Origin of the sequence: Micromonospora sp. NPDC001898 (assembly GCF_042891255.1) — a bacterium.
In the GTDB taxonomy this organism is placed as follows: domain Bacteria; phylum Actinomycetota; class Actinomycetes; order Mycobacteriales; family Micromonosporaceae; genus Micromonospora.
Window position 1 is genome coordinate 882483 of the sequence record NZ_JBIATC010000001.1, and the last position, 21302, is coordinate 903784.

The 21302-nt window shown below is 72.8% G+C and carries 11 protein-coding genes and 1 pseudogene; 7 read left to right on the forward strand and 5 right to left on the reverse strand.

What is annotated here, in order from left to right:
- Positions 1 to 205: 205 nt before the first annotated feature.
- From ACFYZF_RS04235 to mce, 4 genes are all read right to left on the reverse strand, one after another.
- Positions 206 to 2260 (reverse strand): hypothetical protein, encoded by a 2055-nt coding sequence (locus ACFYZF_RS04235; RefSeq protein WP_387015789.1) that lies wholly within the window; start codon positions 2258 to 2260, stop codon positions 206 to 208.
- A 176-nt stretch (positions 2261 to 2436) separates the two neighbouring features.
- Entirely contained in the window at positions 2437 to 3696 is a 1260-nt protein-coding gene (locus ACFYZF_RS04240) for a cell division protein DivIVA (protein WP_387015792.1), read from the reverse strand.
- A 315-nt stretch (positions 3697 to 4011) separates the two neighbouring features.
- A complete protein-coding gene (ccrA, locus tag ACFYZF_RS04245) occupies positions 4012 to 5367 on the reverse strand; it encodes a crotonyl-CoA carboxylase/reductase (protein WP_387015795.1) in 1356 nt (451 codons plus the stop codon).
- A gap of 336 nt (positions 5368 to 5703) precedes the next feature.
- Positions 5704 to 6174, reverse strand: coding sequence for a methylmalonyl-CoA epimerase (gene mce / locus ACFYZF_RS04250; RefSeq protein WP_387015798.1), 471 nt, complete (start codon positions 6172 to 6174; stop codon positions 5704 to 5706).
- A gap of 79 nt (positions 6175 to 6253) precedes the next feature.
- Between mce and ACFYZF_RS04255 the strand changes: the two genes are divergently transcribed.
- From ACFYZF_RS04255 to ACFYZF_RS04280, 6 genes and pseudogenes are all read left to right on the forward strand, one after another.
- Positions 6254 to 7450 (forward strand): acetyl-CoA C-acetyltransferase, encoded by a 1197-nt coding sequence (locus tag ACFYZF_RS04255; RefSeq protein WP_387015801.1) that lies wholly within the window; start codon positions 6254 to 6256, stop codon positions 7448 to 7450.
- A 124-nt stretch (positions 7451 to 7574) separates the two neighbouring features.
- On the forward strand, positions 7575 to 8510 hold the full coding sequence (gene meaB / locus ACFYZF_RS04260; protein WP_387016070.1) for a methylmalonyl Co-A mutase-associated GTPase MeaB: 936 nt from the start codon (positions 7575 to 7577) through the stop codon (positions 8508 to 8510).
- An 85-nt stretch (positions 8511 to 8595) separates the two neighbouring features.
- Positions 8596 to 9009, forward strand: coding sequence for an Asp23/Gls24 family envelope stress response protein (locus ACFYZF_RS04265; protein ID WP_387015803.1), 414 nt, complete (start codon positions 8596 to 8598; stop codon positions 9007 to 9009).
- Between the two features lie 96 nt (positions 9010 to 9105).
- A complete protein-coding gene (locus ACFYZF_RS04270; protein ID WP_387015805.1) occupies positions 9106 to 10794 on the forward strand; it encodes a methylmalonyl-CoA mutase in 1689 nt (562 codons plus the stop codon).
- Positions 10795 to 10917: 123 nt separating this feature from the next.
- Entirely contained in the window at positions 10918 to 11841 is a 924-nt protein-coding gene (locus tag ACFYZF_RS04275) for a tetratricopeptide repeat protein (protein ID WP_387015808.1), read from the forward strand.
- 67 nt (positions 11842 to 11908) lie between these two features.
- Positions 11909 to 12884 (forward strand): annotated as a pseudogene (locus ACFYZF_RS04280) (arginase family protein); the annotation flags it as partial.
- A gap of 1051 nt (positions 12885 to 13935) precedes the next feature.
- Here the strand turns inward: ACFYZF_RS04280 and ACFYZF_RS04285 are convergent.
- Positions 13936 to 15909 carry a penicillin-binding transpeptidase domain-containing protein gene (locus ACFYZF_RS04285; RefSeq protein ID WP_387015810.1) on the reverse strand — a complete coding sequence of 658 codons (1974 nt, stop codon included), beginning with the start codon at positions 15907 to 15909 and terminating at the stop codon, positions 13936 to 13938.
- Positions 15910 to 16196: 287 nt separating this feature from the next.
- On the opposite strand from ACFYZF_RS04285, the gene ACFYZF_RS04290 reads away from it, so the two are divergent.
- Positions 16197 to 21251 carry an NAD-glutamate dehydrogenase gene (locus tag ACFYZF_RS04290; protein WP_387015813.1) on the forward strand — a complete coding sequence of 1685 codons (5055 nt, stop codon included), beginning with the start codon at positions 16197 to 16199 and terminating at the stop codon, positions 21249 to 21251.
- Positions 21252 to 21302: the final 51 nt, after the last annotated feature.

Sequence of the window (21302 nt, forward strand, 5' to 3'; positions counted from 1 at the left end):
TCGTCGTCCGGTGGGTTACCGCCTACCGGCGCGTCCTGCGTCACCGGGCCTCCTCCGCACGCTCCGGTGCCTCGACCGGAGACCCTCTCCCGGGCACGCGGGCTCCTGCCCCTGCCCGGCAGAGGGTAGTGCCCGATGACTCCAGGGCCAACCCCCGCTCACCAGGCCCCGCAGGCCCGGTCGCCGGAGCCACCGGTGGGCCCGTTCACTCGGCCTCGATGGTCACCTTGCTCGGCTTGGCGCTGCGTTCGTCGGTGGTCGGCTTGGTCGGCCGCTTGCCGTTTTCGCCGGTGCTGGTGATCTTCGTGGGGGTGGGCTTCCGGCCCCCCTCGCCGGGCACCGCGGCCACCGTGGGCTCGCCGTCGACCCCCGCGCTGGCCGCCCCGCCGTCCACGGTGGTGACCGGCTCGGCCACCGGCCGGGCCCTGACCGGCCCGGCGTCGTCGGCCGGCGTGGCCTTCGCCGCCCCCGCGTCGGCGGTCGCCTTGACGGCCCCACCGCCGGCGGGGACCGGGCCGGGCGTGGCCTTGGCGGCCGGACCGGGGCCGCCGGCGGCCATCGCCGGGGCGGTGCCGTTGTGGGCCGCCGCCGGCTTTTTGCCGTCGCCGGTCCTGCCCGGCCCCGCGCCGTCCAGGCTCGGCGTGACCAGGGTCGGGACGGTGGCGTCGCCCGACAGCCGCGCGCCGGCCAACTGGTGGCGCAGGTCGAGCATCTGCTGCTGGAGCTCGTCGGACTCCTGCCGGGACTGCCAGGTCTCCTGCCGCAGGTCGGCGAGCTGCTGCTGGGCCTGGGCGATCTCAAGCATCACCTGGGCCAGCTGCTGGCGGCCCGAGGCCACCTCCTGCTGGGTGGCCGCGAGGTGCTGTTGAGTGGTGGCCAGGTGCTGCTGGGTGGTGGCCGCGTACTCCTCGAACTGGCGGCGGGAGGCGGCCACGTGCTCGTCGGCCTTGCGGCGCTTGTCGGTCGAGTCGGTTTCGGCCCGGCCCAGCAGGGCGGCGGCTTCCTCCTCGGCCTGCCGGCGCATCGTCAGGGCGTCCTGCTCGGCGGCGCGCCGGATCTCGGCGGCACCGCCCTCGATCTCCGCGCGCCGGGCGGTGTACTGCTGCTCCAGCTCGGTCTGCCGGTTGGCGTGCTGCTCGTCGAGCTCGTCCCGGCGCTTGGCGTACTCCTGTTCGGCGCTCGCCTTACGCCCGGCCAGCTCGCGGTCGGCCACCTCCCGCCGGTCGTTGACCTCCTTCTCCACCCCGGCCCGCCAGGCGCCCAGCTCCTGCTGGGTCTGGGCGCGCGACTGCTGCACGTAAGCCTCGGTCTCGGTGCGCATCCGCTGCACGTACGCCTCGGTTTCCGCACGCTGGTGCCGGGTGGCCTCGGCTGCCTGGGCGGTGAGCCGCTCGGCCTCCTGCCGGGCCCGGTCGCGGTTGCCCTTCGCCGCCGCCTCGGCGTCGTCGGTGATCCGCTTGGCCTCCTGCAATGCCTTCGCGTGGGTGGCCCGGCCGGCCTCAGTGGCGGAATCGGTGAGCCGCCTGGCCTCCTGCTGGGCCTTGGCGTGCACCTCCTTGGCCGCCTCGCGGAGCTGGGTGGCCTCCTGCTGGGCCTTGGCCAGGGCCTCCTTGGCCGCCTCGCGGAGCTTGGTCGCCTCCTGCTGGGCCCGGGTGTGGATCTCCTTGGCGGCGTCCCGGAGCTGGGTGGCCTCCTGCTGGGCCTTCGCGAGGGCCTCCTGGGCGACCCGGCCGAGCCGGGTGGACTCCTCCTTGGCGGCCCTGAGCGTGGCGTCCGCCTCGGCGCGGCGGCCGGCGCTGTGCCGCTCCTCCTCGGCCCGCCGGGCGGCGAGGGCGATCTCGAAGTCCTTGAGCGCCTGGGCGGCCTGCTCCTTGGCCTCGGCGACGATGTGCTCGGCGGAGGCCCGCCGGGCCTCGATCTCCTCGTTCGCGGCGGCCAGGATGTCGTCGGCCTGCTCCTCGGCGAGGCCGAGGATCTGTTCGACCCGGGGGCCGAGGTGCCGGAACGAGGCCCGGTCCACCACCCCTACCTGCTTGCGCACCTGGGCGAGGTCGCGTTGCAGCACCTCGACCTGCCCGGCCAGCTTGTGGATCTGTGTGTACGCCTGTTCCCGCTCGGCCGCCAGGGTCGCGATCTCGTGCTCCGCACGAGCGACGTACCGGTCCACCTGTCGTTTCTCGTACCCCCGCAGGGCGGACTCGAAGCTGGGCTCCGTGGTCACATCCCCGCCGAGGGCGAACAGTTCCTCGCCGCGCGACATGCCCCCATCCTCACACGCATCAGGCTCGGCTGGGGCGATACGGGCGGCCCGGATGGGAGGTACTTCACAAACGCCACCGACAGCGGTGTCAAGGGTTGGGAAACGCATACGGCGCGGGGTTGAACCGGTCACCCGGTGTCACCCCGCGCCGTGTGATGCCCCGGCCGTACGGTCGGTCAGCCGGCGGGCTCCGCAGTCACCCGCTCGTCCTTGGTGTCCACCTTGGCGGCCGCCGGGGTGGCCTGCGCCGGCGCCGACGGAATGCCCGGCACGATGCCGGCGAGGCCGGAGAGCATCTGCCCGAGCTGCGAGGTGACGGCGTCCTTCTGGCGGGTGAGGTCATCGACCTCGCGGCGGGCGGCCTGGGTGGTCAGGTCGGCCTCGGTGCGGGCCTCGGTGAGCAGCCGCTTCGCCTCGGACTTCGCCTCGTTGAGGGTCTTCTCCGAGAGCGACTTGGCCTTCTCGACCGTCTCGTTGGCGGTGCGCTCGGACTCGACCCGGCGGGCCTCGGCGCGCTGCTCGATTTCCTTGGCCCGCTCCTGGGCGGCCCGGGCCCGCTGCTCGGCCTCGCCGACCAGTTTCTGGGTCTGGGCGACCTGGGCGGCGTGCCGCTCGGACTCCTCGCGCTCGGACTTCTCGCGCCGCTCGGCGAGCTGGAGCTCCAGGGCCTGCAGATCCTTGTCGCGCTTGTCGCGGGCGTCGGTGAGCAGCTTGGTCGCCTCGGCGCGCTTCTCCTCGGCCTCCCGCGCCGCCTTCGCCCGCTGCTGGGTGATCTCCCGCTCGGCGGTGGCGCGCAGGGTGGCGACCTCCCGCTCGACGGTCGACTTCAGCTCGGCGACCTCGTGCGCGGTGACGGTGCGCAGCTGCTTGGTCTCCCGCTCGGCGTCGGCGCGCAGGGTGTCCGCCTCCCGGCGGGCCTGCACGCGGACCTCGGCGGCCTCCCGCTCGGCGGCGGTGCGGGCGCTGCCGGCCTCGCGCTCGGCGGTGGCCTTCATCGCGGCAGCCTCGGCGCGAGCCTTGTCGGTGATCTCGCGGGCCTCCAGGCGGGCCGCGGAGAGGATCCCCTCGGACTCGCGCTTGGCCTCGTTGCGGTGGTCGTTGGCCTGCTCCTCGGCCAGCCGCAGGATCTGCTCGACGCGGGTGCCCAGGCCGGAGAGGGTCGGCCGGCTGTTCTCCTCGAGCTGCTTGTTGGTCTCGGTGAGCTTCTGCTCCAGCGCGCTCTGACGCTGCTCGGCCTGGCGGAGCCGACGCTGGGCGTCGTTCATCCGCTGCTCGGCCTCGGCGCGGGCCTGCTCGGACTGGGTCAGCGCGGCGGTGAGTCGACCGATGAAGTCATCGACCTGCCCAACGTTGTATCCGCGCAGGCCAACGGTGAAATCTGGCTGCGAGTTCGCGTTATCGAAGAACGCAAGAGGGGAGGACTGCTGCTGGGGCATTGGGACATACTCGCAGACGCCCCGGGGTGTTTCGCAAGAGCGGTGCAGGGCTTTCGTGTCCTCTTTACATGGTCAACTGGCCGCTGTCACCCGGCCCGTGTCGACGGCGATCTTGGCAGCTCCCGGCCGGGTCGGGCGGCCGGCCGGCCGGGTGGGCAAAGGGCCGCGCGAACACTCCACGACCCTTTGTCGACTCGTGGCGTTATCACGCGAAAGGAGGGCCGATGACCCCTGTCGAAAGGCAATGCGCGACCACCGCAATGGCCGGCCGGGCATCCCCCGGACGGCCCGGGTGCCGTGCGGCGTCCGGACGGCTCAGCGATCGCGAAACCGGTTGATCGCGTCCTCGTGCCGGGAACGCAGCTCCGGGTCCCGCACGCCGAGGCCGTCGGTCGGGGCGAGGCAGCGCACCCCCACCTTGCCCTGGTGCTGGTTGCGGTGTACCTCGTACGCGGCCCGGCCGGCCTGCTCCAGCGGGTACGTCCTCGACACCGTCGGATGGATCTGGCCGAGCGCCACGAGCCGGTTGGCCTGCCAGGCCTCGTGGTAGTTGGCGAAGTGGCTGCCGACGATCCGCTTCAGGTGCATCCAGAGGTAGCGGTTGTCGAACTGGTGCTGGTAGCCGCTGGTCGAGGCGCAGGTGACGACGGTGCCGCCGCGCTTGGCGACGTAGACGCTCGCGCCGAAGGTCTCCCGCCCCGGGTGCTCGAAGACGATGTCCGGGTCCTCGCCGCCGGTCAGCCCCCGGATCCGTTCGCCGAAGCGCCGCCACTCGTCCGGGTTCTGGGTGTGCTCGTCGGACCAGAACCGGAACCCCTCCGCCGCCCGGTCGATCACCAACTCGGCGCCCATCCGCCGGCACAGCTCGGCTTTGTCCGGGGAGGACACCACGCAGATCGGGATCGCGCCGCCGTTGAGCGCCAGCTGGGTGGCGTACCCGCCGAGGCCGCCGGAGGCGCCCCAGATCAGCACGACGTCGCCCTGCTTCATGTTCGCCCCGTGGTGCGAGACGAGCTGCCGGTACGCGGTGGAGTTGACCAGCCCGGGGCTGGCCGCCTCCTCCCAGGTCAGGTGGCGGGGCTTCGGCATGAGCTGGTTGGCCTTGACCACGGCCAGCTCGGCCAGGCCGCCGAAGTTGGTCTCGAAGCCCCAGATCCGTTGCTGCGGGTCGAGCATGGTGTCGTCGTGTCCGGCGGCGTCCTCCAGCTCCACCGACAGGCAGTGCGCCACCACCTCGTCGCCGGCGGCCCACTTCGTCACCCCGGGCCCGGTGCGCAGCACCACGCCCGCCGCGTCCGACCCCACCACGTGGTACGGCAGGTCGTGCCGGGCGGTCAGCGCGGAGATCCGGCCGTACCGCTCAAGGAACTTGAAGGTGGACAGCGGCTCGAAGATGCTGGTCCAGACGGTGTTGTAGTTGATTGCGCTGGCCATCACCGCGACCAGCGCCTCGCCGGGCGCCAGCTCGGGGGTCGGCACCTCCTGGACGTGCAGGGACTCGCGCGGGTCCTTGTCCTGGGTGGCCAGCCCCTCGAACATCCGGGCCTGGTCGGCGCGCACCACCACGCCCCGGTAGCTCTTCGGCACGGGAAGGTCGGCGAGGCCGGCGAGCTGTCGCCCGGATTCGTCGGAGCCCTCCACCGCCATGATCGCTTCGAGGATGTCCTGCACGGTGACCTCCCGTTCGTCCGCACCCGCGTCGGGGCCCGGCGGATCCGCTTGGTGGCCGTCGCTTCGGCCCGGGTGCTGCCGTCGGCACCGGTGCGTACCGACCGCGATGTCGGCATCCGACCCCGGCAACGGCCGCTCCTGTCGGAGCAGGACGTTACTGAACGGTAGTTAGGGCGGGAAGGGTCTGTGAAAAACTGCATCGGCCGATGTGTGGAGGTGTCCGCTGGGCTGCTCAACCGCGCACCGTCGCGCTCGCCGACCGAGGGCGGGCCCGGTGCCGGAGGGGCCGGCGGGGAGTGGGCAGGGCCCCTGCCGCGCCCCCGGCCGGCGATCAGATCAGTGCTCGGCGGGCTCGACCAGCTCGACGAGGACGCCCCCGGCGTCCTTCGGGTGCACGAAGTTGATCCGGGAGCCGGCGGTGCCCCGGCGGGGGGTCTCGAAGAGCAGCCGCATCCCGCGTTCCCGCAGCGCCGCGCAGGCCGCGTCGATGTCGGCCACGGTGTACGCCACCTGCTGCACCCCCGGGCCGTTGCGGCCGAGGAACTTCGCGATGGTCGACTCCGGGGTCAGTGGGGCGAGCAGTTGCACGCAGCCGCCCTCGGCGCTCGGGCCGACGGCCAGCATCGCCTCGCGGACGCCCTGCTCGGTGTTGGTCTCGGTGTGCACGCAGCGCATGCCGAAGGTCCGCTGGTAGAAGTCGATCGCGGCGTCCAGGTCGGCGACGGCGATCCCGACGTGGTCGATGCGGCGCAGGCCGATGTCTGTGACAAAGTCAGCAGTGGGCTCGGCGGGGGAGTTCTCAGCCATAGCGCTAGTCTGACCGAACACCCGGGTAACCAAACAATCGTTAAGGTGTACGGCTCGGCATCCCCCTCGGAGGCGGCAAGTGGCTTCGGTGATCGTCAGCGGCGCGCGGACCCCGATGGGTCGCCTGCTCGGCAACCTCAAGGACCTCCCGGCGACGAAGCTCGGCGGTGTCGCGATCAAGGCCGCGCTGGAGCGCGCCGGGGTCGCCCCCGAGCAGGTGCAGTACGTGATCATGGGCCAGGTGCTCCAGGCCGGCGCGGGCCAGATCCCGGCCCGGCAGGCAGCCGTCGAGGCGGGCATCCCGATGTCGGTGCCGGCACTGAACATCAACAAGGTCTGCCTCTCCGGCCTGGACGCGATCGCCCTGGCCGACCAGCTCATCCGGGCCGGCGAGTTCGACATCGTGGTGGCCGGCGGCATGGAGTCGATGACCAACGCCCCGCACCTGATGCTCGGCCAGCGCGCCGGCTACAAGTACGGCGACGTGACGATCAAGGACCACATGGCGCTCGACGGGCTCACCGACGCCTGGGACTGCTGTTCGATGGGTGAGTCCACCGAGCGGCACGGCGCGAAGCACGGCATCACCCGCGAGGAGCAGGACGCGTTCGCCGCGGCCAGTCACCAGCGGGCCGCCGCCGCGCAGAAGAACGGCCACTTCGCCGAGGAGATCACCCCAGTGATCATCCCGCAGCGCAAGGGCGACCCGCTGGTGATCGGCGAGGACGAGGGCATCCGGCCGGACACCACCGTCGAGTCGCTGGCCAAGCTGCGTCCCGCGTTCGCCAAGGACGGCACGATCACCGCCGGCAGCTCCTCGCCGATCTCCGACGGGGCCGCAGCCGTGGTGGTGATGAGCAAGGCCAAGGCCCAGGAGCTGGGGCTGACCTGGCTGGCCGAGATCGGCGCGCACGGCAACGTCGCCGGCCCGGACAACTCGCTGCACTCGCAGCCGTCCAACGCGATCAGCCACGCCCTGAAGAAGGGCGGCCTGGGTATTTCCGACCTCGACCTCGTCGAGATCAACGAGGCGTTCGCCGCCGTCGGCGTCCAGTCCGCCCGCGACCTGGGGATCAGCCCGGACAAGGTGAACGTCAACGGCGGCGCCATCGCGCTCGGCCACCCGATCGGCATGTCCGGCGCCCGGCTGGTGCTCAGTCTCGCGCTGGAGCTGAAGCGGCGTGGCGGCGGCACCGGCGCGGCGGCGCTGTGCGGCGGCGGCGGCCAGGGCGACGCGCTGATCATCCACGTCCCCAGCCCCGGCGAGGCAGGGTGAGCGCGAGGAGTGAGCGGGGTGTGCGAGCCCCGCAGTCGCGAACGAAGGCGGCACGGTGAGCGGAGCGGTCGAGCAGGCCCAGGCCGCCGGTGTGCCGTCGGTGCGCCGCAGCCGGGACGTGCCGATGCTGGTGGAACGGGCCCGCGCCGGTGACCCCCGGGCGGTGGCCCGGCTGATCACGCTGGTCGAGTCAGGCGACGAGGCGCTGCCCCAGGTGGCGGCGGCTCTCGCCCCGTACGCCGGTCAGGCCCAGGTGGTCGGGCTGACCGGGTCTCCCGGGGTGGGCAAGTCGACCACCACCAACGAGCTGGTCCGCGCGCTGCGGGCGCGGGGGCACCGGGTCGGGGTGCTCGCCATCGATCCGTCCAGCCCGTTCACCGGCGGGGCGATCCTCGGCGACCGGGTGCGGATGCAGGACCACGCCACCGACCCGGGCGTCTACATCCGGTCGATGTCCAGCCGGGGCCACCTCGGTGGGCTGTCGGCGGCCACCCCGCAGGCGGTCCGGGTGCTGGAGGGCGCCGGCTGCGACGTGGTGCTGGTGGAGACCGTCGGCGTCGGGCAGGCCGAGGTGGAGGTCGCCTCGCTGGCCGACACCACGCTGGTGCTGCTCGCCCCCGGCATGGGCGACGCCATCCAGGCGGTCAAGGCCGGCATCCTGGAGATCGCCGACGTCTTCGTGGTCAATAAGGCCGACCGGGACGGGGTCGACGCCACCGTCCGAGACATCCAGGGCATGATCGCCCTGGGCGAGCGGGGGCCCGGCGAGTGGCGGCCGCAGGTGGTCCGGGCGATCGCCTCGCGCGGCGAGGGGATCGACGACATCGCCGCGGCGATCGACAAGCACCGCGACTGGCTGGAGCGCCACGACGAGCTGCGCCGCCGTCGGGAGACGCGGGCCGCCGCCGAGATCGAGGCGATCGCGCTGGGCGTGCTGCGCGCCCGGATCGGCTCGCTGCGCGACGGTACGGAGCTGCCGACGCTCGCCGCGAAGGTGGCCGAGGGGGCCCTCGACCCGTACGCCGCGGCCGACGAACTGCTGGCCCAGCTCCGCTCCTGAGATGTCCACTGCGGACCCCCACGAACTAGTACGCTCGCACCGCTCCACGGCACCGTGGGGCGGTGCGAGCGTACTGGGGGAGAGCATGGGCGACGAGGCGACGCAGGAGCTGTCGGTGACGCCGGACGCGGTGGCGGGCGGGACCACCCAGATCTCCGACGAGGTGGTGGAGAAGATCGCGGTGGCCGCCGCGCGGTCGGTTCCCGGGGTGTCGGAGCTGGGCGGCGACGTGGCCCGGTTCTTCAACGCGGTGCTCGACAAGGTCGGGCTGGACCAGGTGGGCGACGCCCGGCGCGGCTGCTCGGCGCACGTCACGAACGGCGCGGCGGTGATCAACCTGGTCATCGTGATCGACGCCGGCCGGCCGGTTCCGCAGGTGACCGACGGGGTGCGGGCTGCGGTCACCCAGGCCGTCGAGGCGTACGGGCTGCGGGTCGACGAGATCAACATCCGGGTCGACGACGTGGCCCTGGGCGAGCCGGCCGGCCCTGCGGCCTGAGCCGGGTTACCAGCCGGTACCGAACTCCTTAGCGATCGTTCAGGCATGGGTTCTACACTCGGTCTTCTGACGAGGACCCGAGGAGGAGCCCCGCGCATGGACGCCGACGAGATCGCTGCCGGACGGGCACGCTGGCAGGCCCGCTACGACGCCGCACGCAAGCGGGACGCCGACTTCACCACGCTCTCCGGGATGACCGTCGACCCGGTCTACGGCCCGCCGGAGGGTGTCACGTACCCGGGCTTCGAGCGGATCGGCTGGCCGGGCGAGTTCCCGTACACCCGGGGGTTGTACCCGACCGGCTACCGGGGGCGCACCTGGACGATCCGGCAGTTCGCCGGCTTCGGCAACGCCCGGCAGACCAACGAGCGCTACAAGATGATCCTCGGCGCGGGCGGCGGCGGCCTGTCCGTCGCGTTCGACATGCCGACGCTGATGGGCCGCGACTCCGACGACCCGCAGGCGCTCGGCGAGGTCGGGCACTGCGGCGTCGCCATCGACACCGCCACCGACATGGAGGCGCTCTTCGACGGCATCGACCTGGCCGGCGTCACCACGTCGATGACCATCTCGGGCCCGGCGGTGCCGGTGTTCTGCATGTACCTGGTGGCCGCCGAGCGGCAGGGCGCCGACGTGTCCGCCCTGGACGGCACGCTGCAGACGGACATCTTCAAGGAGTACATCGCGCAGAAGGAGTGGCTGTTCGACCCGGAGCCGCACCTGCGCCTGATCGGCGACCTGATGGAGTACTGCGCCCGCGAGATCCCCCGGTACAAGCCGCTGTCGGTCTCCGGGTACCACATCCGCGAGGCCGGCTCGACCGCCGCGCAGGAGTTGGCGTACACCCTCGCCGACGGGTTCGGCTACGTCGAGCTGGGGCTGTCGCGCGGGCTGGACGTCAACGTCTTCGCCCCCGGGCTGAGCTTCTTCTTCGACTCGCACGTCGACTTCTTCGAGGAGATCGCCAAGTTCCGCGCCGCCCGCCGGATCTGGGCGCGTTGGCTGCGCGACGTGTACGGCGCGACCAGTGAGAAGGCGCTGTGGCTGCGGTTCCACACCCAGACCGCCGGGGTGTCGCTGACCGCCCAGCAGCCGGTCAACAACGTCGTCCGCACCGCCGTGGAGGCGCTCGCCGCAGTGCTCGGCGGGACGAACTCGCTGCACACCAACGCCCTCGACGAGACCCTGGCCCTGCCGACCGACGAGTCCGCCGAGATCGCCCTGCGTACCCAGCAGGTGCTGATGGAGGAGATCGGGGTGACCAACGTGGCCGACCCGCTCGGCGGCTCCTGGTACGTCGAGGCGCTCACCGACCGGATCGAGGCCGAGGCGGAGGAGATCTTCGCCCGGATCCGGCAGCTCGGCGGCGAGGGGCCGCACCAGATCGGCCCGATGACCTCCGGCATCCTGCGTGGCATCGAGGACGGCTGGTTCACCGGCCACATCGCCGAGTCGGCCTTCGTCTACCAGCAGGCTCTGGAGAAGGGCGACAAGCGGATCGTGGGGGTCAACTGCCACACCGGCACGGTCGCCAAGGACCTGGAGATCCTGCGCATCTCGCACGAGGTGGAGGTGGAGCAGCGCCGGATGCTGGCCGAGCGCAAGACCGCCCGGGACGACGCGGCGGTCTCCGCCGCAGTGACCCGGATGGTCGAGGTGAGCCGCACAGGGGAGAACATGATCCCGGCGATGCTCGACGCCGTGCGCGTCGAGGCCACCCTCGGCGAGATCTGCGACGCGCTGCGCGCCGAATGGGGCGTCTACCGCGAACCGGCACGCTTCTGACCGGGTGTCGCCGCACCCCTCGACGGGGTGCGGCGACACGGCCGGTGACCAGCCGCGAGAGTCACATTTGTCGCCGTCGCGGTTGATCGGAGTTGGGCGGCGGCCGTGCGAGACTAGGTAACCATGAGCGACCCACGGATCACCTCGTCGATCTTCACCCGCGGCGCGGTCGACCTCAGCGCACTGCGCGGCACCGCACCGGCCCCCACCCGTTCCAGCACACCGGCCCAGGCCGGCCCGCCCTCCGGTCTGCCGGGTGGCGTCGCCACCGGCGGCGGGGCCGCCGTGATCGACGTGACAGAGGCCACCCTCCAGTCCGAGGTGCTCGAACGGTCCGTGGACCTGCCCGTCGTGGTCTTCTTCGGCGCGGCCGGTTACCCGGAGAGCGACCAGTTCGCGCCGGTGCTGGAGCGGCTGGCGGCCGAGGGCGGCGGCGCGTGGGTGCTGGCCCGGGTCGACGTCCAGGACAATCCCCGCATCGCCCAGATGTTCCAGGTCCAGGGGATCCCCACCGTCTACGCGGTCGTCGGCGGGCGGCCGGTCGACGCGTTCTCCGGGGTGGTCCCCGAGGCCCAGCTGCGCCAGTGGATCGGCGCGGTGCTCAAGGCCGGCGGGGCCACCGTCGCCGAGCCGGAGGACCCGCGCCTCGACGAGGCCGACGATGCCCTGATGGGCGGCGACCTGGACGCCGCCGAGCAGGCGTACCGGAAGATCCTCGCCGAGTCGCCGGGGGACGCTGCGGCCGAGGCCGGCCTGGCCCAGGTCGGGCTGGCCCGCCGGGTCGCCGGGGCGGACCCGGGCGTGGCGCTCGCCGCCGCCCAGGCCAACCCCGACGACGTCGAGGCCCAGCTCCTCGCCGCCGACGTCGAGGTGCTCAGCGGCATGGCGGACCAGGCCTACCAGCGCCTGGTCGGTCTGGTCCGGCGCAGCGCCGGCGAAGACCGGGAGAAGGCACGCCAGCACCTGGTCGGCCTGTTCACCGTCGCCGGGCCGGACGATCCCGCCGTCGCCTCCGCCCGCCGGGCCCTGGCCAGCGCCCTGTTCTGAGTTCCGCCGTACGCCAGCGCGGGCCGGCGTTCGCCGGCCCGCCCGACCCACGAGGACGGGAGCCCATATGCGCCGAATCGCCGTCCTCGATGCGCCGTCCAACCTCGGGCTACGCCCGCCCACCCCCACCGCCGTCCCCGGCTGCGGCAAGGCCCCCGGCGCGCTGCGCGACCAGGGACTGCTGGCCCGGCTGCGGGCCCGCGATGCTGGCTGTCTGACCGCGCCCCGGTACGACCCGGGCGACTGGCGTCCCGGCGACGGCGTCTGCCACGCCCCGGAGATCGCCGCGTACTCGGCCGCGCTGGCCGACCGGATCGGCTCGATCATCGACCGGGGGGAGTTCCCGCTAGTGCTCGGCGGGGACTGCTCGATCCTGCTCGGCTCGGCGCTGGCCATGCACCGGCTCGGCGAGGCGGTCGGCGGGCGGATCGGGCTCATCTTCGTCGACGGCCACTCCGACTTCCGGCACCCCGGCAACGCCTCCTACGTCGGGGCCGCGGCGGGGGAGGACCTGGCCCTGGTCACCGGGCGCGGGCAGGCCGACCTGGCGGCCATCGAGGGGCGCCGGCCGTACTTCCGGGACATCGACGTGGTGGTGCTCGGCATCCGGGCGCAGGACGAGTACCGCCTCGACCTCCAGGCCGCCGGGATCACCACCCGGCCGGTGCCGGCGCTGCGCGCCGAGGGTGCGGCCCGCACCGCCCAGTGGGCGCACGAGGAGCTGGCCGACTGCGCCGGGTACTGGGTGCACGTCGACGTGGACGTGCTCGACCCGGCGGTGATGCCGGCGGTGGACGCCCCGGACGCGGGCGGGATCGCCTTCGCCGAGCTGGAGATCCTGCTCGCCGGGCTGGTGGACACCCCGCACTGCCTCGGCGTCGAGCTGACCGTCTTCGACCCCGACTACGACCAGGACGGGGCGTACGCCGCCGAGATCGTCAACACGGTGGTGGCCGGGCTGGCCCCGGTCACCGCCCCGAGCGCGGTGTCGCCCCGGCTGCTCCCGGCGGCCCCCGGCCGGCGCCCTCCCCCGGCCGGTCGCCCAGCCGTCTCTGCGGCCCTCCCCGCTGATGCGCCGCACCGGGGCGCGGCAGGGGAGCCGGTCGATGTCACCGCCCCCGCCGATGCCGCCCTTCCCACCGCCCCCGCCGTCTCCGTCCTCCCCGCCCTGCCCGCCGCCCCCGCCCTCCCGGCCGCCCCCGCCCTCCCCGACGACGTCGACGGCGCCGCGAGCGGGCCGGAGGAGCCGGAGGAGCCGGACAGGCCGGCGGATCTGGGCGGCCCGACCGAGGGTGGCCCGGGCCCGGTCCTGGAACCCGTCGGGCCCCCCGCCTCGGCCGGCCCGGGCCTGTTGCGCCGTGTTCCCGCACCGTCTCCGGGCGCTGGCCGCCCCGGCACGGGCGACGACACGTCGCATTCCGCAGCTGGGATCGCCTGACACGTCGGTCCGCCGCAGCCCGTCTGCCGCGTTCGGTCTGCTGCGGTCGGTCTGCCGCGTCGGCTTGCCGCGTCTGCTGCGGTCCGTCCGTTGCCGCCTGCTGATCTGTTCGGTGCTGACCCACCGGTCCGTCGAGGCGTTACCTTGGGGCGTGGCCGGGTCGCCGGTTGCCGGGTCGCCGGCCGCCGGGTCGTGAGGCGGCCGGCGGCATCCGCATAGTGCCTTTGGAGCTGCCCCGTCTGTGCGCCCACCTGGACGCCGGAGTCGCCTGCCCGCAGAGCTGGGGGTGGTGTCGTCCGGGGGCCGCAAGGGCGGGTGATGAGCGAGCGCCCGTAGAGGTGTTCAGGGCGAGAAGGTGCCCTGTCTGTGCGGGCAGCTCCAAAGGCGCTCCGGCGCAGGCCCGTGCCGGCAACGCCGAGACCCCGCAGCATGTCGAGGGCGATGTTGCAGCTGCAAAGGCACTCAGGCACAGGCCCGTGCTGGGAACCGCCCGGCGTAAGCCCGGTCGGCGAGCACCGTCCCCACGGGCCGGTGGCCGGGTGCGCCGCCGGTGGCCCGGTGGGGGCGGTGGAGCTGGTGGGGCGGTGGAGCTGGTGGGGCGGTGGACAGGCGGACAGGCGGACAGGCGGTAAGGCGGTAAGGCGGGGGGTCAGCGGTCAGGAGGCGGCGAGGGCGCGCAGGAAGCGTTCGCTGACCGGCACCGCGCTGGCCGTGCTGGACCCGCCCCGCTCCACGAAGACCGCGAACGCCACGTCGCCCTGCCAGCCGACGAACCAGGCGTGGGTGTGCGCGGGGTTGTCGTCGTACTCGGCGGTGCCGGTCTTGCCGTGCACCGGGCCGCCGGGGACGTCCTTGAGCGCGCCGGCGGTGCCGGCGGTGACGACCTCGCGCATCATGGTCCGCAGCGGCTGCACCGACTCCGGCTTCAGCTCCGGCCCGGCGGGCGCGGCCTTGGCCGGGGCCGGGTCGAGGACCAGTTTCGGCTGCTCCCAGCGGCCCCGGGCGACGGCGGCGGTGGCGGCGGCCATGGCCAGCGGGCTGACAACGGTGGTGCCCTGCCCGAACGAGGCGGCGGCCTGTTCGGCCGGGGAGCCGTTCGCGGAGACCTTGCCGGTGAACGCGTCGACGCCCAGGTCCCACCCGGCCTCCAGGCCGAGCGCCCGTCCGGTCTGGGCGAGGCCGTCCGCGCCCAGCTTCGGGGCGAGCGCGGCGAAAGCGGTGTTGCAGGACTTCGCGAAGTCGGTGCGGAACGGCACCGAGCCGAGGGCGAAGCTGTCGGAGTTCTTGAACGACCGGCCGTCCACGGTGAACGTCTTCGGGCAGGCGACCGGGCCGTCCAAAGTGACCGCGCCCCGGTCCAGCAGGCCGAGGGCGCTGACCATCTTGAACGTCGAGCCGGGCGGCACCTGGGCGGTGAAGGCCAGGTTCTCCCCGGCGGCCCCCGGCCCGTTCGCGGCGGCCAGCACCGCGCCGTCGCTGATCCGCACCGCCACCAGGGCGGCGCGGCGCTTCTCCCCGCGCAGCGCGGTGTCGGCGGCGTTCTGGGTGGCCACGTCGAGGGTGGTCTTCACCGCCTGGCCGGCCTTCGGCTCCTCGCGGAACAGCGTCGTGCCGGTCGGCGCGACGGTGCCGTCCGGCTCCGTCCGCTCGCTGATCACGGTGAGCCCGGGCACGCCGCGCAGCCGTTCGTCGTACCGCCCCTGGAGGCCGCCGTGGCCGACCAGGTCGCCCCGCCGGTACCGGTCGGGGTGGGCGGCCAGGTCGTCGGCCTGGGCCTGGTCGACCGAGCCGAGCAGCGCCCGGGCGAACTCGCGGGTGGGGGCGAGGTCGAGCTTCTCGGCCCGGAACTTGGTGCCGGGCAGGTCGTAGACCCGCGAGCGGATCTGCCGGTACGCCTCGTCGCGCAGCGTCACGACCTCGACGAACGCGCCCGGGTCGGCCTCGGCGAGGCGTTTGGGCAGGTCGGCGAGGTCGACCGGCGGGGTGAGCGCCGGCCGGATCGCCCGGAACGCGGCGTCGAGCTTCCGGGAGACCGCCTTCACGTCGGTGACCTCGCTCGGTTGCAGCCCGACCCGGACCACCGGGCGGGGCGCCACGACCGGCGCGCCCGCACTGTCGAGCACCCCGGACCGGGGCGCGACGTCCCGGCGCACCGCGAGCCGGTCGCCCGTGGTGAGCTGCTCGTGCACCACCTGCGGCTCCCAGATCACCTGCCACTGGTCGTCGTCGCCCCGGGTGAGCCGTACCTGCCGGTCGTACCCCCAGCGGGTGCCGGACGGGGGCAGGGTCCACTCCACCCGGATGCCGGCGGTCGCGATGTTTGCGTCGATCTTCGGGTCCCCGGCGCGGCGCAGCGCCGGTGGGGTGGCCGCCAGCTCTCCGGAGAGCTCCCGGATCTCCCGCGTCACGTCGACGGCGGGCACCTTCCTCCCGGTCGGGTCGACGAAGCCGACCGCCTGGAGGTCGCCCTTGCCCCAACCGGACAGGAAGGCGTCCACGGCGCGTTCCGGACCGTCCTCGGCGGAGCAGCCGGTCAGCGCGGCGGCGGCCAGCGCGGTGGCCGTGAGCGCCGCGACCAGCCGGCGGGAGCGCGATCGGCGGAGCCCACCAAGGGGGTACGACAGGCGCATGGGGCCGTCCCTTCCGAATCTCGGGCTTCCGCCACGGTAGTACGGCCCCGCCGGTCGCGGTGCCCCGCCCGGCCCGCCACGTGCGCAAAGAGGGCTCGCGAAGGTGTGATGAACATCCCGACCGGGGTACTCCCCAGCCGGCTGACCGCATATCTGCAACGGGTGAAAGGACAGAGTCCCGAACCGGAAGTCCGGCCGGTGGTCCGCCGACGAAGGCACGGAGCGGCAGGGCCTAGGCTGGGCGGCAGAGTGACCCACAATGCGGTGGGTCGAGGGGAGTGGCACCGATGGACCGGCGTCCGGCGATCAAACCGGGACCCGACCTCCGGCAGGATGACACCGGCCGGGACGACTTCGATTCGGCGACCGACGGGGACGGCTTCGGCCGGCTCGACACGGGAGCGACCGGGATGACCGGTTCGAGTATCGACACCATCTATGATCTCGGGCTGCCGGCGGATGCGCTGGCCGACGACGTGGAGGACGCCGAGCTCGACGAGCCGGTGCCGAACGTGGAGCGCCTGGTCGCCCAGGCGGTCGTGCTCGCCGGCGACGACCACGACGCGGCGACACTGGTCGGGCGCTTCTGGCGGTTCGCCCCGGACGAGGAACTGATTGGGTTCACGGCCGAGGAGATGCTCGACGCCGCTCGGGCGCACTGGGACCTGGCGCAGCAGCGGGTGCCGGGCGAGCTGAAGCTGCGCATCCACGAACCGGACGCCGACCAGCACCACACGGTGATCGAGATCGTCACCGACGACATGCCGTTCCTGGTCGACTCGGTGACCGCCCTGCTCAACGCCCACCACCTCGACGTGCATCTGCTGGTGCACCCGCTGGTGGTGGTGCGCCGGGAGCCGCTGGGCCGGTTGACCGAGGTAGCCGCGGACGTGGAGCCCGACGACGCGATCGACGGGGACCTGGTCGAGAGCTGGATGCGGATCGAGATCGACCCGGTCCGCGACGCCGGCGAGCGGGAAAAGCTGCGCCGCGAGCTGCAACGGGTGCTGACCGACGTGCGGGAGGCGGTCGAGGACTGGCCGAAGATGCGCCAGCGCGCCCTGGCCCTGGCCGACGAGCTGGCCGCCGCCCGTACCGCCGACAACCGCCCGCCGGTGCCGGAGAAGGACATCACCGACTCGGTGGAGCTGCTGCGCTGGCTGGCCCACGACCACTTCACCTTCCTCGGCTACCGCGAGTACCGGCTGGTGGACGCCCCCGGCGGTGAGGGCTCGGCGGTGGAGGCGGTGCTCGGCACCGGCCTGGGCATCCTGCGCTCGGACTCCCCGGAGGTGCGGGCACTGTCCTCGATGACGTCCGAGGCGCACGAGAGGGCGCTGGAGAAGCGCCTGCTGATCATCACCAAGGCGAACTCCCGGGCCACCGTGCACCGCTCGGCGTACCTGGACTACATCGGCTTCAAGATCTTCGACGAGGCCGGTCAGGTGATCGGCGAGCGGCGCTTCCTCGGGCTGTTCTCCACGGCGGCGTACCGGACCAGCGTCCGGGAGCTGCCGGTGGTCCGCCGCAAGGTGGCCGAGGTGCTGGACCGCTCCGGCCTGAGCCGACGCAGCCACTCGGGCAAGGACCTGCTCCAGATCCTGGAGACGTACCCGCGTGACGAGTTGTTCCAGATCAAGACCGAGGATCTGTACCACGCGGTGATCGGCGTGCTGCGGATGGCCGGCCGCCGGCAGCTGCGGGTCTTCCTGCGGCGGGACGCGTACGGGCGGTTCATCTCCTGCCTGATCTACCTGCCCCGGGACCGGTTCACCACGCAGAACCGGCTGCGCATGCAGGACATCCTGCTGCGCGAGCTGAACGGCGTCGGGGTGGACTACACCACCCGGGTCACCGAGTCGATGCTGGCCCGGGTGCACTTCATCGTCCGCACCGATCCGACCCGGCCACCGGGGGACATCGACGCGGACCTGCTCGCCGAGGAACTGGCCGACGCCACCCGGCTGTGGGACGACGACTACCGCCTCGTGCTGGAGCGCAAGCTCGGCGACGAGCAGGCCAAGCACCTGTTCAGCCGGTACGCCGACGCCTTCCCGGAGGGCTACAAGGACGGGCACACGCCGTACGAGGCGATGAAGGACCTGGCGAAGCTGGAGCTGCTGGAGGAGCCCGGCCAGCTTGAGATGCACCTGTTCCGCAAGCAGTTCGCCCCGCGCGGCAACGGCGCCGGCCGGGGTGCGGACCTGGACGAGGCGATGGACGTCCGGTTCAAGGTCTACCGGTACGGCGAGCCGATGATGCTCTCCGCGGTGCTGCCGGTGCTGCACTCCCTCGGCGTCCGGGTGGTCGACGAGCACCCGTACGAGGTGGACCGGATCGACGGCCGGGTCTACCTGTACGACTTCGGGCTGCAACTGCCCGAGGGCCACCAGGAACTGGCCGAGGTGCGCCCGCACGTGGAGAACGCCTTCGCGGCGGCGTGGCGGGGCGAGGCCGAGGTCGACGGCTTCAACGAGCTGGTGCTGCGCGGCGGGCTCACCTGGCGGCAGGTGGTGGTGCTGCGGGCGTACGCGAAGTACCTGCGACAGACCGGGACGGTCTTCTCCCAGGAGTACATGGAGCAGACCTTCATCGCGTACCCGCGGATCACCGCGCTGCTCGTGGATCTCTTCGAGACCCGCTTCGCGCCCGGGGAGCCGACCGCCGAGCAGCGCCGCGAGCGCAGCGGCGAGCTGGTGACGGAGATCGGCGCCGCGCTGGACGACGTGGTCAGCCTCGACCAGGACCGGATCCTGCGGTCGTACCTGACGCTGATCCAGGCCACCCTGCGCACGAGCTTCTACCAGAAGCCGGTCGGCGGGCGGCCGAAGGCGTACGTGGCCTTCAAGCTGGACCCGCAGGCCATCCCGGACCTGCCGGCCCCCCGGCCGAAGTTCGAGATCTTCGTCTACTCGCCCCGGTTCGAGGGCGTGCACCTTCGGTACGGGCCGGTGGCCCGGGGCGGGCTGCGCTGGTCCGACCGGCGGGAGGACTTCCGGACCGAGGTGCTCGGCCTGGTCAAGGCACAGATGGTGAAGAACGCCGTGATCGTGCCGGTGGGCGCCAAGGGCGGCTTCGTGCTCAAGCAGAAGCCGGGGGACCGGGACGAGGCGGTCGCCTGCTACCAGGAGTTCGTCGGCGCGATGCTCGACATCACCGACAACATCGCCGCCGGTGAGATCGTGCCGCCCGAAGACGTGGTCCGCCACGACGGCGACGACCCGTACCTGGTGGTGGCGGCGGACAAGGGCACCGCCACGTTCTCCGACATCGCCAACGAGATCTCGGCGGCGCACAACTTCTGGCTCGGCGATGCGTTCGCCTCCGGCGGCTCGGCCGGGTACGACCACAAGAAGATGGGCATCACCGCCCGGGGCGCCTGGGAGTCGGTGAAGCGGCACTTCCGGGAGCTGGGGCACGACACCCAGACGCAGGACTTCACCGTGGTCGGCGTCGGCGACATGTCCGGTGACGTGTTCGGCAACGGGATGCTGCTGTCCGAGCACATCCGGCTGGTGGCCGCGTTCGACCACCGGCATCTCTTCCTCGACCCGGACCCGGACGCCGCCGCCTCGTACGCCGAGCGCAAGCGGCTGTTCGACCTGCCCCGGTCGTCCTGGGAGGACTACGACCGGTCGCTGATCTCCGAGGGGGGCGGGGTGTACCCGCGCGCGGCGAAGTCGGTGCCGATCTCGCCGCAGGTCCGGGCGGTCCTCGGGCTGGACGACGACGTCAGCCAGCTCTCCCCGCAGGAACTGATGAAGGCGATCCTCACCGCGCCGGTGGACCTGTTCTGGAACGGCGGCATCGGCACGTACATCAAGGCGTCCAGTCAGACCAACGCGGAGGTGGGCGACAAGTCCAACGACGCGATCCGGGTGGACGGTAAGGCGTTGCGCTGCCGGGTGGTCGGCGAGGGCGGCAACCTCGGTTGCACCCAGCTCGGGCGGATCGAGTACGCCCGGGCGGGCGGTCGGATCTACACCGACTTCATCGACAACGCGGCCGGGGTGGACTGCTCCGACCACGAGGTGAACATCAAGATCCTGCTCAACACGGCGGTCGCGGACGAGGCGCTGACCCGGCCCGAGCGCGACGAGCTGCTGGCCGGGATGACCGAAGAGGTCGGCGAGCTGGTGCTGCGGGACAACTACGACCAGGCCCGGGCGATCAACAACTCGCAGGCCCAGGCCGCCTCGCTGCTGCCGGTGCACCGCCGGATGATCGGCGAGCTGGAGCGCTCGGGCGCGCTGGACCGGGCGCTGGAGGGGCTGCCGCCGGACGACGAGCTGGCGGTGCGCACCGAGTCCGGGCTGACCGCGCCGGAGTTCGCGGTGCTGCTGGCGTACGTGAAGATCGTGCTGGAACGGGAGATCCTCACCGAGGGGCTCGCCGACGAGGAGTGGACGACCGAGGTGCTGGTCAACTACTTCCCGACCCCGATGCGGGAGCGGTTCGCCGACCGGATGGGCCAGCACCGGCTGCGCCGGGACATCGTGACCACCGTGCTGGTGAACGAGGCGATCAACCGGGGCGGCATCTCGTTCGTGTTCCGGGTGGTCGAGGAGACCGCGGCGTCCGCGGCGGACGTGATCCGGGCGTACGTGGTGGTCCGCGAGGTGTTCGGGCTGCGCGAGCTGTGGGACGCGGTCGAGTCGCTCGACAACAAGGTCGACCCCGAGCTGCAGACCGCCGTCTACCTGGACACCCGGCGGCTGCTCGATCGGGCGGTGCGCTGGCTGGTCACCAACCGGCGCTCGCCGATCGACGTGCCGGCCGAGACCGCCCGGCTGCGCGACGGGGTGGCCCGGCTGCTGCCCGGCCTGGAGAACCTCTTCTACGGCAGCGAGCGGGAGGCCATCGCCGCGCACATCGACGAGATGACCTCCCGAGGGCTGCCGCGCGGCCTGGCCGAGCAGGCGACCCGGCTGATGTACAGCTTCGGGCTGCTCGACGTGGTGGAGACCTCGGCGAGCACCGGTCCGGACGTCGGGGAGGTGGCCTCGGTCTACTTCGTCCTGTCCGACCGGTTCCGGGTCGACTCCCTGCTGTCGAAGATCTCTCTGCTGCCGCGGGAGGACCGCTGGCAGACGCTGGCCCGGATGGCGCTGCGCTACGACCTGTACGCCGCGCTGGCCGCGCTCACCGCGGAGGTCCTCGGCTCCACCCCGAACGACCTGCCGCCGCTGGAGCGGGTGTTGCAGTGGGAGCAGTCGAACGCCACCTCGATCCACCGCGCCCAGCGGGCGATGGGGGAGTTCGACGAGTCCCGGGCGGACCTCGCCGCGCTGTCGGTGCTGCTGCGTCAGATCCGTACCCTGGTGCGGACCTCGGCGGCCTGAGCCGCCGGGGGCGCGTCGCGGCCGGTCGGTGTCCCCGACCGGCCGTGGCGC

Excerpts from the sequence above, each read along its gene's own strand:
- mce (WP_387015798.1), bottom strand. The coding sequence starts at position 6,174 with ATGGCTGAGAACTCCCCCGCCGAGCCCACTGCTGACTTTGTCACAGAC.
- ACFYZF_RS04235 (WP_387015789.1), bottom strand. The coding sequence starts at position 2,260 with ATGTCGCGCGGCGAGGAACTGTTCGCCCTCGGCGGGGATGTGACCACG.
- ACFYZF_RS04275 (WP_387015808.1), top strand. The coding sequence starts at position 10,918 with ATGAGCGACCCACGGATCACCTCGTCGATCTTCACCCGCGGCGCGGTC.
- ACFYZF_RS04290 (WP_387015813.1), top strand. The coding sequence starts at position 16,197 with ATGGACCGGCGTCCGGCGATCAAACCGGGACCCGACCTCCGGCAGGAT.
- ACFYZF_RS04240 (WP_387015792.1), bottom strand. The coding sequence starts at position 3,696 with ATGCCCCAGCAGCAGTCCTCCCCTCTTGCGTTCTTCGATAACGCGAAC.
- meaB (WP_387016070.1), top strand. The coding sequence starts at position 7,575 with ATGCTGGTGGAACGGGCCCGCGCCGGTGACCCCCGGGCGGTGGCCCGG.
- ACFYZF_RS04265 (WP_387015803.1), top strand. The coding sequence starts at position 8,596 with ATGGGCGACGAGGCGACGCAGGAGCTGTCGGTGACGCCGGACGCGGTG.
- ACFYZF_RS04285 (WP_387015810.1), bottom strand. The coding sequence starts at position 15,909 with ATGCGCCTGTCGTACCCCCTTGGTGGGCTCCGCCGATCGCGCTCCCGC.
- ACFYZF_RS04270 (WP_387015805.1), top strand. The coding sequence starts at position 9,106 with ATGGACGCCGACGAGATCGCTGCCGGACGGGCACGCTGGCAGGCCCGC.